11 protein-coding genes and 3 pseudogenes are annotated in these 12,844 nt (G+C 52.9%); 9 read left to right on the top strand and 5 right to left on the bottom strand.

Translation table 11 applies throughout. The features are described from left to right. Positions 1-15: 15 nt before the first annotated feature. Positions 16-210: pseudogene (locus K3T83_RS58475) on the top strand (transposase); the annotation flags it as partial. Positions 211-669: 459 nt separating this feature from the next. On the opposite strand, the gene K3T83_RS52280 reads toward K3T83_RS58475, so the two are convergent. Next, entirely contained in the window at positions 670-1,965 is a 1,296-nt protein-coding gene (locus tag K3T83_RS52280; RefSeq protein WP_220210983.1) for a PPOX class F420-dependent oxidoreductase, read from the bottom strand. A gap of 260 nt (positions 1,966-2,225) precedes the next feature. Between K3T83_RS52280 and K3T83_RS52275 the strand changes: the two are divergent. Then, a pseudogene (locus K3T83_RS52275) lies at positions 2,226-3,441 on the top strand (IS110 family RNA-guided transposase). Positions 3,442-3,829: 388 nt separating this feature from the next. Here K3T83_RS52275 and K3T83_RS56920 read toward each other — a convergent pair. From K3T83_RS56920 to K3T83_RS52250, 4 genes and pseudogenes are all read right to left on the bottom strand, one after another. After that, positions 3,830-4,315, bottom strand: a pseudogene (locus tag K3T83_RS56920) (ISNCY family transposase); the annotation flags it as partial. 727 nt (positions 4,316-5,042) lie between these two features. Further along, complete coding sequence (locus tag K3T83_RS52260) at positions 5,043-5,915, bottom strand: tetratricopeptide repeat protein (protein ID WP_220210980.1); 873 nt, start codon at positions 5,913-5,915, stop codon at positions 5,043-5,045. Between the two features lie 90 nt (positions 5,916-6,005). Further along, positions 6,006-6,401 (bottom strand): hypothetical protein, encoded by a 396-nt coding sequence (locus K3T83_RS52255; protein ID WP_220210979.1) that lies wholly within the window; start codon positions 6,399-6,401, stop codon positions 6,006-6,008. Between the two features lie 41 nt (positions 6,402-6,442). Then, positions 6,443-8,251, bottom strand: coding sequence for a TIR domain-containing protein (locus K3T83_RS52250; protein WP_220210978.1), 1,809 nt, complete (start codon positions 8,249-8,251; stop codon positions 6,443-6,445). Between the two features lie 370 nt (positions 8,252-8,621). Here K3T83_RS52250 and K3T83_RS52245 point away from each other — a divergent pair, with 370 nt between their 5' ends. The 7 genes from K3T83_RS52245 (at position 8,622) to K3T83_RS52215 (ending at position 12,747) form a co-directional block, all read left to right on the top strand. Further along, positions 8,622-9,083, top strand: a complete 462-nt coding sequence (locus K3T83_RS52245; RefSeq protein ID WP_220210977.1) for a MarR family winged helix-turn-helix transcriptional regulator — start codon at positions 8,622-8,624, stop codon at positions 9,081-9,083. 150 nt (positions 9,084-9,233) lie between these two features. After that, on the top strand, positions 9,234-9,659 hold the full coding sequence (locus tag K3T83_RS52240; protein ID WP_220210976.1) for a nitroreductase/quinone reductase family protein: 426 nt from the start codon (positions 9,234-9,236) through the stop codon (positions 9,657-9,659). Positions 9,660-9,672: 13 nt separating this feature from the next. Continuing rightward, positions 9,673-10,323: a hypothetical protein gene (locus K3T83_RS52235; protein WP_220210975.1), complete on the top strand. Its 651-nt coding sequence runs from the start codon at positions 9,673-9,675 to the stop codon at positions 10,321-10,323. 31 nt (positions 10,324-10,354) lie between these two features. Continuing rightward, complete coding sequence (locus K3T83_RS52230; RefSeq protein WP_220210974.1) at positions 10,355-11,257, top strand: NmrA/HSCARG family protein; 903 nt, start codon at positions 10,355-10,357, stop codon at positions 11,255-11,257. 32 nt (positions 11,258-11,289) lie between these two features. Then, entirely contained in the window at positions 11,290-11,787 is a 498-nt protein-coding gene (locus K3T83_RS52225) for a nitroreductase/quinone reductase family protein (protein WP_220210973.1), read from the top strand. A 29-nt stretch (positions 11,788-11,816) separates the two neighbouring features. Continuing rightward, entirely contained in the window at positions 11,817-12,002 is a 186-nt protein-coding gene (locus tag K3T83_RS52220) for a hypothetical protein (protein WP_220210972.1), read from the top strand. A gap of 4 nt (positions 12,003-12,006) precedes the next feature. Then, positions 12,007-12,747, top strand: a complete 741-nt coding sequence (locus K3T83_RS52215) for an IS701 family transposase (RefSeq protein ID WP_220211147.1) — start codon at positions 12,007-12,009, stop codon at positions 12,745-12,747. The last annotated feature ends 97 nt before the right edge of the window (positions 12,748-12,844 follow it).

The raw sequence follows: 12,844 nt of genomic DNA, 5'->3' as shown, positions 1-12,844 counted from the left end.
AGAGCACGTGCTCAGCGATGGAGAGCCATCGTCAGGCGTGCTGGCAACGAGAAAGGATTTCAAGTGCTTCCACATCGTTGGGTGGTAGAACGGACGTTTGGGCGGCTCAATCGGTATCGCCGCCTTGCCAAAGATTACGAGCGGTCGGTGGAGAGTAGCGAAGCGATGATCCACATTGCGATGATCCGCTTGATGCTTACTCTCCTTGCACGCAAGCGTCAGACGCAACAGCAACGCACACAACGACAACAACAAGATCCCGCTTTCCAGGCTCCTTCTGTCTTGTCAGCTTCATTTTACAAACCCTCCGCGACACTTCACCAGCAGAGAGTTTACCCTGCTAGGGGGTAACGTTGGCTGATGGCATTGCCCTTGTGTGTTCTCCTTTCTTTCCGTCTTTGAGCCTGCCATACAACAGAGTAGACTTCTGAAGCAAAGGCAACGGTCAATTCAGGCAGTGAGGAGGCCGGGAACAGCAGGCATTTTCATTGACCACGCACATCATCTCTCCATCAGCGAGATGTCCCATGAAGCCTCCGTCTCCTGAGCGTTGAGAGCAGTGGGCAGGAGTCAACCATGCTGGACACGCGCGTTGCATCGCACCAACTTGCCCCTCCTCCCCTCGCCGGAACCTCCTCAAGTCCCTAGCTGTTGCGGCTGAAGGCTTGACTATTCCTGAGTACTGAACAGCGTCTCTGACACACGCAGATCATCAGGCAAGCCAACCAGACGATTGCTGGCTGCCCAGACACGTTGTGCGAAGGCAGCATCCTGGGCCACACGGGCGATCTGACTAGGACGGGTGTTGGCTTTGAGGTAATCTCCACTCATCAGGTCGGTCGAGGTGACAGCCTCGACTGATGAACGAGCAGCTCGCTCCAGGTTCCCAGGGCGGCGGACCAGCAAAGAGAAGAAGGTTGCCATCAACCGCATGCGAGCACTGAGCATGCCAGGTTGCAAGGAAACCGTGAGTGTATCGGTGTCAGCCCCACCTGGATCTGCAAGCAGGACGCGCAGTGTACTTCCCTGTGTGCGTCGAGCGAGTTCGAGCGAGGTGAGCAAGAGAGCCAACTTGGCACTCATATAGGCATCGAAGCCGCGATAGGGGCCGGATGGTTCCAGGGTGAGAGGGTCGAGGCTGCCAAAGCGGTAGGTCCCTGACATGAGATTCACTACTCTGCCGATTGGTTTCTCCTCAAGTAGGGGCACGAGCAGCCGTGTGAGCAGAAATGGACCGAGATGCGTCACTGCGAGGGTGGCTTCCAATCCATCAACCGTCTCCTGCCTTGTTGGAGAGAGACCTGCGACATTGTTCACGAGCGTATCCACCTGGGGGTACTGCTGGCGCACCACCTGGGCAAGACGACGTACCGATTCGAGATGGCCCATATCCGCCTGCAGGAAGGAGACCTGATCGTTGTGACTCTGAGCGCTGATGTCGGCGACTGCCTGCCGACCTCGGTCCTCGCTACGACCCACAATAATGATCTGGGCACCGCGCTGGGCAAGCTGAATAACGGCAGTACGCCCGATGCCCGCCGTTGCTCCGGTGATGAGGACAGTCCGTCCAACAAGATCGTCGAGAGGGGTCAGCTCGATATGAATGGTTCGATAGTGGCCCAGGCGATGAATCATTGGGACGAGGACGCCTTGCAGCAGAGGATACTTGCGATCAAGCGCCTGACCGGCATGAACCGCCTCGGCTCCTTCCAGCACTCGAGCACGCGCCCGAATCGCTGGACCAGTTCGCTGACCAAACACGGTCGAGGGGGCAATCTCGACAGTGGGATGGTGGCGAATCCGTTTGAATTTCCCCGCCGTGTTCCATGTGCGGACGAAGGCATGTTCTCCTTCGACGGCAATATTCACTGGTGTATATACTGGTGTACCAACGCGGCGATAGCTCGTCAGGAGAATGTTCTTCTGGCGCTCAAAATGTTCGAGCGTCGCTGCCGAATTTGTCATCACGTGACCTCCTTCTACGGTAAACTAGTCTCAAGCCCTCTCGACAGAAGGGCCGGAGCAAGGGTATGCTTGCTCATGTGAACTGTCGAACCCGACAGGCGAAAGGCTGGGACCTCCAAACGGCTTGACCGCTTATGAAAGATCGTCCTTCGCCTGTCGGAGTTCCTGGAAGATCGATCATTAGAGAGTCGCGCTTTGAGCGCCACAGTAGAAGGACTCGTCGCTCCAGGAACGTTTGGCGCCCCAGGAGGAAACTGCCCATGTGGTACGCTGGCATCGACTGGGCTGACGAAAAGCATGATCTCATGGTTCTTGATGATGCCGGTCATCAGGTTGGAAAACGTCAGGTGAAGCATACAGTCGAAGGGCTTAAAGAACTGACTGACCTCCTGCAATCTATCAGTGGCCCGCACAGAAAAACTGAGGTAGCTTGTATCGTCGAAACCAATCACGGCTTGCTGATCACGGCTTTGCTGGAAGCAGGATTTCCGGTCTATCCAGTCAATCCAAACACCATTGATCGGCGTCGGTCTGCTTCGGGAGCGAAGACGGATAGCATCGATGCGTATTTGTTGGCAAAAGTCGGCAGAGCAGATTTCGCTGATTTGCGGCGACTCACACCCGATAGCCCAATCATTGCAGAACGGAAGCGCATTGACCCGTGATCAGGATAGCTTGATCCAGAGTCAAACACGCCTGGTCAACCAGCTCACTGCCTGCCTCAAAGCCTATTATCCGGCGGGCTTGCATCTGTTCAGCAAGCTTGCACAGCCTTCGACGCTGACCTTTCTGCAAAGGTATCCTACTCCTCAAGCGGCTCAGGCTGCTTCGATCCAACAAATCGAGGGAACGAGGCGCGTGGGGCATCACAGCAATCCCCGCTCTGCCGCCTCCAAGATCTACGAAACTTTGCATCAACCCCACTTGCAAGCCGACGAAATCACGACCCGCACAAAGTCGCGCCTGCTGATCACATTGATGAAACAACTGCTGCCCGTGGTGGAGAGCATTGCCGAGTATGACAAGGCCATCGAAGACCTTTTTTTGACGCATGCTGACAGCGAGCTTTTCAGCAGTCTTCCCCGCGCTGGAACGCGGCTTGCCCCTCGACTGTTGGCAGAAATTGGGGATGATCGAACACGTTACGCCACTGCCGCCAGCTTGCAAGCCCTGGCCGGGACCTCGCCGGTTCTCTTTCAAAGTGGAACCTATGCCAAAGCCCATCGACGCTATGCTTGCATTAAACCGCTGCGCAATGCCCTGCAGCAGTTTGCTTGGCAATCGACGCTCTCCGAGCCGTGGGCCTTGGAGTACTACCAACGCAAGCGCAAGGAAGGAAAAAGCCATACGGTCGCAGTACGTGCCCTTGCTAATGTCTGGGGACGAGTAATCCATGCGATGTGGCTCAAGGAAGAGTGCTATCAAGCAGCCATCTTTGAAGCAGCCCGACGAGACCATGCGCAACGAGCGGCCTAGAGAGGCAAAACAACAGCCTGTTTTTTGACTTTCAACTTGGCATGCCTTTTTCAGACCATGCAAGCGGCGCGAGGTCTCGGGAAGCGAAGCGGCTTGACATCGTGACGCGGCATGGTAGACTTCCTTATGCCATGTTGAAGGGCTTCCTCTTTCTTGCTGTCTCATTTCTTCCTCTCAAATTTTTCTTCATGAGCTTTTAGAGCTTGACATAGAGAGATCTTTCATGTCTTCGATTTCAGCATCCCACTTTGCATCATTCTTCTTGGACACGATATTGAGGTAATTAAGGTGACAGAAACGCGCTCGTGATGCACGAATGGCATGTGCTCTGAACTGCCAGCACTCGATGCGCCCGCCTCGATCAGCCAGGTTCAGTATAACTTTTTTTCTACGTCGGTAATCTTTCCTTGATGAGCTTTTCTTCAAGAGTCGCGAGGTACTTTTCGGGTGATTGACGGAAGCGGTATTGCATGCGCCGTGCTTCGTGACGATGGTTCAGTTCGCTGCGCAAGGTACGCCATCGTGTGAAATCGGTCGGACAAAGCTCTGGTCCAGAAAAAGTATGCAAACGGGAAGCGACCGATGCCACTACTCGAACAGCGCCACGGACGACCAAGCCTGGTGACGCCTGCTTTCGCCCAGTCGCTCGCCGCTCATGATAGCGTGCTGAGCCAAATTACTGCTCCAACTCGTTGTTGGTGCGTGGGAGATCAGGAAGATCGTAGCAATGAAAGAGATCAGACCAATAGCTCATGGTCACTTTGCGAAATGTCGAGAGCATATGGGGAAGTATCTCAGAGGATATTGGCGCTTGCTCCATTTCCGCCAGGAGCGTTTCATAGTTCTTACGCACCTGAGCAGCTGTGTGCTGTTCGTGGTATTGTCAACTTAATAGAATTGCAGAGCTATGATTCGCAAATTGAAGACGAAAGTGGGGAATGAACCCACGTCTTCTCCAAGAAAAGAGGCTGTCGAAGTGTTGAAAGAAGGTCCTGTGGGGAAAACTCATCAAGAGAAAAAATTAAGTTGACAATACCCGACGGGCCAATGGTGAGATCATTTGCTACTGGTGTACTCACTCCGTTCCGAAACACCGACTAAAGCACAACTCAGAACAGCCCTTTTGCTCGCGTGCCTGTTTTGTGCAAGATCAACGTGAACAACGGCACCTCAATGGATTTTATTTCCATTTAAGCAAGTTAGGGAACGAAAAACAGCAGAGGATCGAGCGAGAGACGGGGACGAGACCTGGTACGGAGAAGAGGCGCGCCCATATGTTTAGCTTGCATGAGGCGAGAAGGCGAGGAAAGCCCTGGGGCAAGACTGGACCAAAGAAAAGTTATGGCTGAATGACTGTGTGGATATGTGTATAGAAGCCTCTTTGATCTGATTGGCCTGTTATGAAGCCATAGAGTATGGAGATAGAATTAATGGCGCTTTCGTGTCATGTTGGAAGACTGTTAGTCTCCGCGTCTCATCTGAGCAGCGATGGGAACGAGTTCTCACAGCGAGAAAGCCTTTCGATGTGATTCATTGTGTATGGAGGAAGGGGTGATGAATAAGCATCTTAAAATCGGGGGGAGGGCGATAGGCCAAAAAGGTTACCTTTCTGGGCAATTTGGCATGTAATCTGACCATATTATTTGACCAGTTTCAAGCCACTTCTTAAATGCTTCTTCTCTGCAAAGAGCATTATATAAACTTCTCAAAGCCCATTCATATCGGTGAGCAGCCAGCTTATCATCGTTTGGGAGAGCATACTCCCAATCCAGATAATAATCAATCGCTTCCTCCTTAAAAGAAAGATCATTCAGTTTGAGTCGAGGATCATATGCGATTGCCTCTTTGTAAGCATTGATAGCCTCCTTGTAGGCATTATTCCCTCTTTCTCGCTCTCCATAGAGAGTAAAGTAAACAATACAATAACTATAATATGCATACGGATTTGTTGGGTCAAGTTGAATAGCACGTTCATACACTGTTTGAGCTTCACTAAATTTTGCCTGTAAATAGAGAACATTTCCAATGCCATAATAGGCTTGCATCATACGAGGACGAAATTGAAGACACCACCCATACAGAGCAAGAGCTTTATCATGGAAACCTTCATATTTCAAAGCATCAGCTAAAAGAAAATATATCTCTGCATTTTCCGGGTCTCTGCGGAGGATATACTTGCTCCAATCAATAAATTCTTCATAGTTTGATCGGAGATCAGCACTCCGCATTCCCTCGAAGCCGGCTCCCTGATCTTGTTTTCCAGAGCCTATTCTCAGCGAATGAATTACTTTTCGAATTTCTTGAACAATTTCCACAAATGCCTGGTCTCGTAGTCGCCAACTAGTGACAGCCTTAGCGTTTTTGGGAAGCACTTGAAGTTTCTCAAATGGGACTCCTGCCCAATCAACTGGCCGAAGAATGATAGGAATAACGCAAGCTTCTCTTTTTTCATGCCTCTCTAGAGCTTTAAACATTTCAACACCATAACAATAACCAGATGCGAGAAAGTCTGCGCTAATGAGAAGTAAGAAGCACTGCTACAACTGTTCTGTTGCCTGGAGCGATTAGATCGAAGATGCCTGTCTGTCAGCGAGGTGCTCAAGGAGCAGACGATGGGTAAAGCTATAGCCGCTACCTATGCGTCGCAGAAGAATGCGAGTAGTGGCATCGTTCAGAAACGGAACGGTTTTCCAGGGAAGAAGGTGTGTTTGAGAGAGCCAGAAACGTAGGGTATAGTGTTGTATGGCTGCTTGCAGCCCAGCAATGAGCCCGCCGCCAATGCCAAAGAGCGACCCAGAGATCAGCCCATCGAGTGGTCCATTGACGTCGAACCAACCTATGAACAGCCCGAAGATCAGTCCAACGATAAGCGTAAATATTACCCCATTTATTATGGAACGCCGTACTCCCTCGTTTGGAGTCAGGATACTGCGCTCTATAATTTGCTTTTCTGAAAACATACTCAATGCTCCCATGAGCAGGCCCATGACCAAGCCGCTGATCAGGCCCGCAACCAAGCCGCCGACCAGGCCCGTAGCCACACCCATGGATAGAGCAAAAAGTAATCCAATTCTTTGTGCTCGTACCAAATTTTCCACGACCAAACGAGCACTTCTGTGGGTTTTATCTGAGCGCTTAACTTGCCTGTCACAAAGCCCAAGCCATATGCTAGGCCAGAGCACAGGCCAACAATTGTGCCAAATGTCAGTGCTGCCATCGGGCCAAGCGCTAAGCCAGAGCACAGGCCAACGAGCGGACCCAAAACCAGCCCAGTGGCTGGCCCAATACTCCATCGGTAGTATCTTTCTTGTCTCTGAGGGAGCCAATCGGGTTGTAACTGTTCCAGATAAAAAATTGTTTGATTGTGTTCCCGCATTTGCCAGGCCAGCCAGCTAAGCCACTTGAGAGTGGGCTGAAGTGGATAGCGATTCGCATCTCCTTTCCGTTCAACCATATGTTTAATATAATCGATCCAAACCTGTCGTTGTAGCTCAGCTTCCTTGGAGGGAAGATCTCGTACTGAGGTTCCTTGATAAGTAAGCATGAAGATATTCAGCATGAGCGGAGTTGTTACCAACTCCCACAAAGTAGTATTCTTTTCAAACTCACTATGTAAGTCTATGAGCAGGGTGCCTGCATGAAGGAGGTAGGCATCAATCTGCTCCCGGGTGAGACGTTGCACGATGACCGCGGCCTGAAGGATAAGCTGCTGTTGCAATGTGGCCGCTTCATACTCTGCCTTGCGGCTACAGATAACCAGTGGAACATGGAGATGCTCACGATGATACTCATTGATTGCAGCAATACAGACTGGACGAGCCGCTTCATTCATTTCATCGAGGCCATCAAGTAAGGGCAGAATTTTCTCCTCACGTACCCACTGCTCACTCAGACGGCGCGGTATATGATAGATTTGCGAAAGTTGCTCGGCTATCCAACTGTGGAGTGGAGGGCGTTTGATAGCCCAGGAAGACAGCGGCAAGATGATCGACAAGGGATACATTGCATCGGTTTCGGCTCGCTGGATCAGTTGTTGTGCCAGGTCGAGTAGCAACGTCGATTTTCCCGTGCCTGGCTCACCCAGGATCAGCAACTCCTGTTCGGCCTCATCAAAAACTTGCAAGATGGACGTCTCAGGAGGAAGCATACGCTCAACCTGATTGAAGCTATGCCATAAGAGACTTGCCGCATTCAGTACGGCATCCGGTTTTTCAGCCAGGCCAAGTTCTAGCCAGGCAGCTCCTCGCAACGATTGTGCCAACATCTCTCGATAAGAATGGCTCAGCCGCTTGAGCATACGGATTCGGTTCTGCCATTCTCTGGCAGACACAGGGTGCCAGTCTGATAATGATGAGGCCATCGGCTGGTCGAAGAGGTGGCGGATCTCTCGAACACATGCGTGAAAGGCGGCATCTGGATCAGCCCATTGGGTTACCGGAAGGCCATTGGAAGGAATACATGACAGCGAAGCAAGCGAAGACTCTTGCCAGGCTACTGGACGCAGCAGCAACGGGATGAGGCGTACTGAACCAGCCTGGTGATATTGTATGGCTCGTTCCATCAGGGCCATGCAGTTGTCGGATGCAAAAAAATCAGCACTGAGCATCAGCACAAGCAGATCTGCCTGCTTCAAACGTTCGTCTATTTGCTGAGCCAGGAGCGCTCCAGCGGTGAGATGCCGTTCAGACCAGACAGTGAGATGCCCTGCTTGTTCGAGAGGGTGGAGATGGGTTTCCCACTGCTCAAGATATGGCAGGTCAGGGGGAGCACAGAGACATACAACTGAGTGATGACGTCGTTTCTGTTGCATACGATTACTGCATTCCCTTCAAGAACCTCTTTTCTGTAAGTATAGCTTTTTGTGCCTATGAGTACAATACTCATAAAGAAAAACGTTTGTCTCTGCCAAATTTCAGCGCACTTCTTTCCGCTTCAGTTCGATAACTATTTTGAGGCGTCAGGGATCCGTCTTAGATAACATTGTTTCCTTGCTAGCCCTACAGTTGTAAATGAAGAAAGAAGAAAAGCCACATTGGGGAAATGATCCTTCATGCTTCAGAGGAAACCCCTCTCCCCCTCTTGACAGGCGCCGATGGGTCTGGTATTCTATTTTCAGAATGAAAATATATGAGATGAACAGCCAGATGACGCTGGCGGTACGCTGGGCATGAAGGAGTTCCATGGCAAGCACATCGTTTCCTGATCGGCCAGAGATGACGACGGCTTTGCTCCGGTTTATCTTTTTTCTGAGCGACCGCATCGAGCAACAACAGTGGAACTTTGAGCAACAGATGAAGGGATGCCATCCCGAGGACGTGCGCGTGCTCTTCCTCTGGATGGAACCTCGTGGCCCGTTGATGGTCAAGGAGATCGCCGAAGCTCTGGGTGATGTGAATTTGAGCACACTGACCCGTATCTTAGATCGGCTGGAGCAGCACGGCTACATCAAGCGGATGCTCAATCAGGAGGATCGGCGCAGCTTCCGGGTCATCCCGACGGAGCAGGGGAAGCTCACCATTGAGACCTTCATGCAGGAATGGCGAAGCGTGGCACAGGGGGTGCTGGATGCCCTGACGACGACTGAGCAACTGGTGCTTATCGATTTACTCACGAAGGTCCAACACAACTGGCCATCCCGCTAGGTGGCGGGAGCAGAACGTTTCAACAGGCAGAAGTCTGCTTGCCTGACGAAAGCGCAGTTTTTTTTGCCTCAAATATGATTTCATTTTGACACTATTTCAAAATGAAATTCTTAAAGGCGAAGGAGATCATTCACACGAAGGGAGAAGCTGATGTCACAGAAAACGGCAAAGCTGAGTATGTTTTCGTTGATTGTCTACAACTTGACGGGTGGGCGCATTCAGATGAATAGCGCGACGGATCCGGTGGGACTCCTCGAACTGACCACCACGGGGCGTACCTCTGGGCAACCACGCAAGGTCTCGCTGATCTACATTAAAAGCGGTTCCGCCTATGTCGTCGCCGGATCGAACGCTGGACAAGATCGACATCCCGCGTGGTTTTTCAATCTGCGCAGCCAGCCGCACGTGCAGGTGCGCATTCAAAACTGGCAGAGCTCCGCAATCGCGGAAATCGCCGATCCCGAGCAGCGACAAGTGCTCTGGGAACACCTGGTGAGAGCCTCACCGATGTTTGCACGGTATGAAAAGCTCACGCAGCGAGAAATCCCGATGGTCCTCTTGCATCCACAAAACTAAAAGGGAGAGATTTATGCAAAACGCGACAAAGGGAACAAGTACATCGATGAGAGCATCTGCTTCAGGGTTCGCCGTTTGGGGGGGATGGGGATTGACCCTGGCAGGCATGCTATGGATGATGACCTACCTGGCAGGAGTGATGGCTGGGAAATTGATTGATCCGAACTACTTTGATGGATCAGCCACTATGTGGCTGGGCATGATCGCCAACGAAGCTGCACAAATCTGTCTAGGAACTGGCCTGCTTCTGCTTAGTGTACGGCTTTGGAGGCAGGCAAAAGTGCTGGCTTCCGGGGCCATTGGGCTAGAGACAATGGCGCTTATCATACACCTCATCAACATCACTCAGCTTTCAAGTTTGTTCGGAGGGGGAATGCTTCCGCGTGCCATGGCGGGGATGACAACCATCACGCTTTTTGTCGGAATGACGCTGCTTGCCATTGCGATCTTGCGCACTAGAGCATTCCCTGGCTTTCCAGCGGTGATGCTCCTGCTCATTGGCGTGCTGACAGTTCCTTTGATTATTCTTGGTTTCCTGCTTGGCCGTTTTGTTCCCGCTTCCCTCTTTAGCGACCTGCCTCTGGCTCTTGCAGCAGCTTTGCTCATGTGGATCGGCATCGGAGTTCTCCGCAGAGGGCGTGAACGAGCTTTCTCGAACAGATAAGCCCCCTTTTTCAGAGAAATGGAAGTATCGTATGACAACAACACAACCATATATCCTGGTGGTCGGTGCGACGGGCAATCAAGGGGGCACGACCGCACGTCGTCTGCTGACAGACGGGTGGTCGGTGCGGGCGCTGACCCGTGACGCGACCAGTGAAAAGGCGCAAGCCCCGGCTGAAGCAGGTGCGGAGGTAGTTCAGGGGAACCTGGAAGACCGCGTCTCGCTCGAAGCTGCATTGCAGGGCGTCTATGGAGTCTTCGGCGTGGTCAATTTCGGGCTAGCAGGTGTGGGATCAGAAGGCGAGGTGCGCCAGGGCCGGGCACTCGCGGATGCAGCGGCGGCGGCAGGAGTGCAGCATTTCGTGTTCTCTTCGGTGGGCGGCGCGGAGCGAAAGACGGGCATTCCTCATTTCGAGAGTAAGTGGCAGATTGAGCACTATATTCGTTTGCTGGAGGTGCCATCCACCGTGCTACGCCCGGTCGCTTTCATGGACAACTACCTGTTCCTGCGTCCCCTGATTCTGAATGGAACCCTCCCTTCGTTTGGGCTCCGGTCTGCTAGGGCCATGCAACTGGTCGCGCTTACCAATATTGCCGCCTTCGTGGCCCTGGCCTTTGCCAACCCGGAGTACTATCTGGGCAAGGCATTGGAGCTGGCAGGAGATGAGTTGACCACAGCGCAGACCGCTGTGGTTTTCAGTCGCGTGATTGGCAGGCCGGTTCAAGTCCAGGACAACGCAGGTGAACAGAGGAATGAACCGGGCGCGATGCTGCGCTGGTTCAACGAGCAGGGGTATGCCGCCAACATTCCCGCATTACGCAAGCTCCACCCAGAGCCGCTGACGCTGGAAGCGTGGGCTCGCAAGACAGGGTGGGAGAACGCAGAACCGGTCCCGCTGCCAGCCTCGAGCGAAGGGCCAGGACAAACCGCTTAAAGAGCTGACAAAAAGGATGGAGGCAGAAACGGATGCACTGGTCTCTCATGCAACGAATTGATGAGTTTCTTTTAAAGCTCCTGCTCCCTGTGCTGATCTTGCTCTATCGTGTCACAGGGGGACGCATCGCTGGCTCGATGAATGGGACAGCCGTCCTCCTGCTCACCACGACTGGGCGACGGTCTGGAAAGCAACGAACCGTGCCACTGAGTTACATCAAGGATGCCTCCTCCTATGTGATCGCAGCAACAAACGGCGGGCGGGACTCCCAACCCGGCTGGCTGCTCAATGTCCGCGCCCATCCGCAGGTGACACTACAGGTGAGGAACCAGGCCATGAAAGCGGAAGCAGAAATCGTGGGACCGGAGAGAAGGCGTGAACTGTGGGAGCGCTTCGTGCAAGATGCTCCACACATCTATGAGGGGCTTCAGGCCCGCACCACGCGAGCCTTTCCTCTCGTGATCTTCCATCTCCTGAACGGGCGTCCGGAGGAGAGAGAAGGTCACGCCTTCTCTCTCCTCAATCACTGACAGGGCAAGAAATGCAGAGGAGATTGTCCATGTCACTTCATTTTCCCTCAAGCCCTTCTTCATCACCGGAGGCGATATGGGCCATCGCATTCAACGAGTTGGGCCAGCGGATCAGGCATGCTTTTGTGCGGCCAGAATCCTATCAGCGAGCGCTTGCCTATGTGCGGGGATTGATGGGGATGGTGGAACGCAAAAAATGGCTGGCAAGTAGCTGAAGCACTGGGAGAAGCCACTCCCTATGCCATCCAACGCCTGTTGGATCGGGCAAAGTGGGATTATGATGGGATACGAGATGCGTTGCGTGCCTATGTCTTGGAGAAACTTTCGACTCCTGAAGCGGTCGTGGTCATCGACGAGACGGGCTTTCTCAAAAAAGGGAGCAAATCGGTCGGAGTGCAACGACAGTACAGTGGCACAGCAGGGCGGATCGAGAATTGCCAGATCGGCGTATTTCTTTCCTACGCGAGTGCGCATGGACATGCCTTATTGGATCGGGAATTGTATTTGCCGAAAAGCTGGGTAGATGACCAGGCACGATGCCGAGAAGCGCATGTGCCAGACGGGGTGACCTTCGCAACGAAGCCAGAGTTAGCGCAACGCATGCTTGAACGAACCCTGGGCCCAGGCCTTCCCGTTGCCTGGGTCATGGGAGATGCCGTTTATGGGAGCGCTCAGTCACTGCGGATGGCGCTGGAGGAGCGCCAACAGGCGTATGCCCTGGCCGTGGCCTGTAAAGAGTATGTGGAAGTGCAAGGCGTGCGCAAGCGAGTGGATCAGCTCGCCCAGACTCTCGCGAGAGAGGATTGGCAGGTACTGAGTGCAGGCGCAGGGAGCAAAGGTTCGCGCCTCTTCTCGTGGGCCCGTATCGAATTGGCGGCACCGAAGACCAGTGGGTGGCAGCGCTGGTTGTTAGTGCGACGCAGCTTGGAAGAGGGCGTGAAGCCTGCGGAGATGGCCTAGTGCTCTCGCCAGTCATCTACAACTGTAGGACTAGGCTTCTGTATGATGCGTGAGGTCTCCCGGCTCGATTTTATGAGCAAAAATCCCATGGACGTGT

It is taken from the genome of Reticulibacter mediterranei, from assembly GCF_016587455.1.
The sequence above is the reverse complement of the archived record's forward strand: the minus strand, read 5'-3'. Positions and strand labels throughout refer to the sequence as shown.

What these genes read in the sequence shown, in the direction of transcription:
- K3T83_RS52255 (WP_220210979.1), bottom strand. Translation starts at nt 6,401, where the DNA reads ATGTTTTCAGAAAAGCAAATTATAGAGCGCAGTATCCTGACTCCAAAC.
- K3T83_RS52260 (WP_220210980.1), bottom strand. Translation starts at nt 5,915, where the DNA reads ATGTTTAAAGCTCTAGAGAGGCATGAAAAAAGAGAAGCTTGCGTTATT.
- K3T83_RS52240 (WP_220210976.1), top strand. Translation starts at nt 9,234, where the DNA reads ATGTCACAGAAAACGGCAAAGCTGAGTATGTTTTCGTTGATTGTCTAC.
- K3T83_RS52235 (WP_220210975.1), top strand. Translation starts at nt 9,673, where the DNA reads ATGCAAAACGCGACAAAGGGAACAAGTACATCGATGAGAGCATCTGCT.
- K3T83_RS52250 (WP_220210978.1), bottom strand. Translation starts at nt 8,251, where the DNA reads ATGCAACAGAAACGACGTCATCACTCAGTTGTATGTCTCTGTGCTCCC.
- K3T83_RS52225 (WP_220210973.1), top strand. Translation starts at nt 11,290, where the DNA reads ATGCACTGGTCTCTCATGCAACGAATTGATGAGTTTCTTTTAAAGCTC.
- K3T83_RS52230 (WP_220210974.1), top strand. Translation starts at nt 10,355, where the DNA reads ATGACAACAACACAACCATATATCCTGGTGGTCGGTGCGACGGGCAAT.
- K3T83_RS52280 (WP_220210983.1), bottom strand. Translation starts at nt 1,965, where the DNA reads ATGACAAATTCGGCAGCGACGCTCGAACATTTTGAGCGCCAGAAGAAC.
- K3T83_RS52220 (WP_220210972.1), top strand. Translation starts at nt 11,817, where the DNA reads ATGTCACTTCATTTTCCCTCAAGCCCTTCTTCATCACCGGAGGCGATA.
- K3T83_RS52245 (WP_220210977.1), top strand. Translation starts at nt 8,622, where the DNA reads ATGGCAAGCACATCGTTTCCTGATCGGCCAGAGATGACGACGGCTTTG.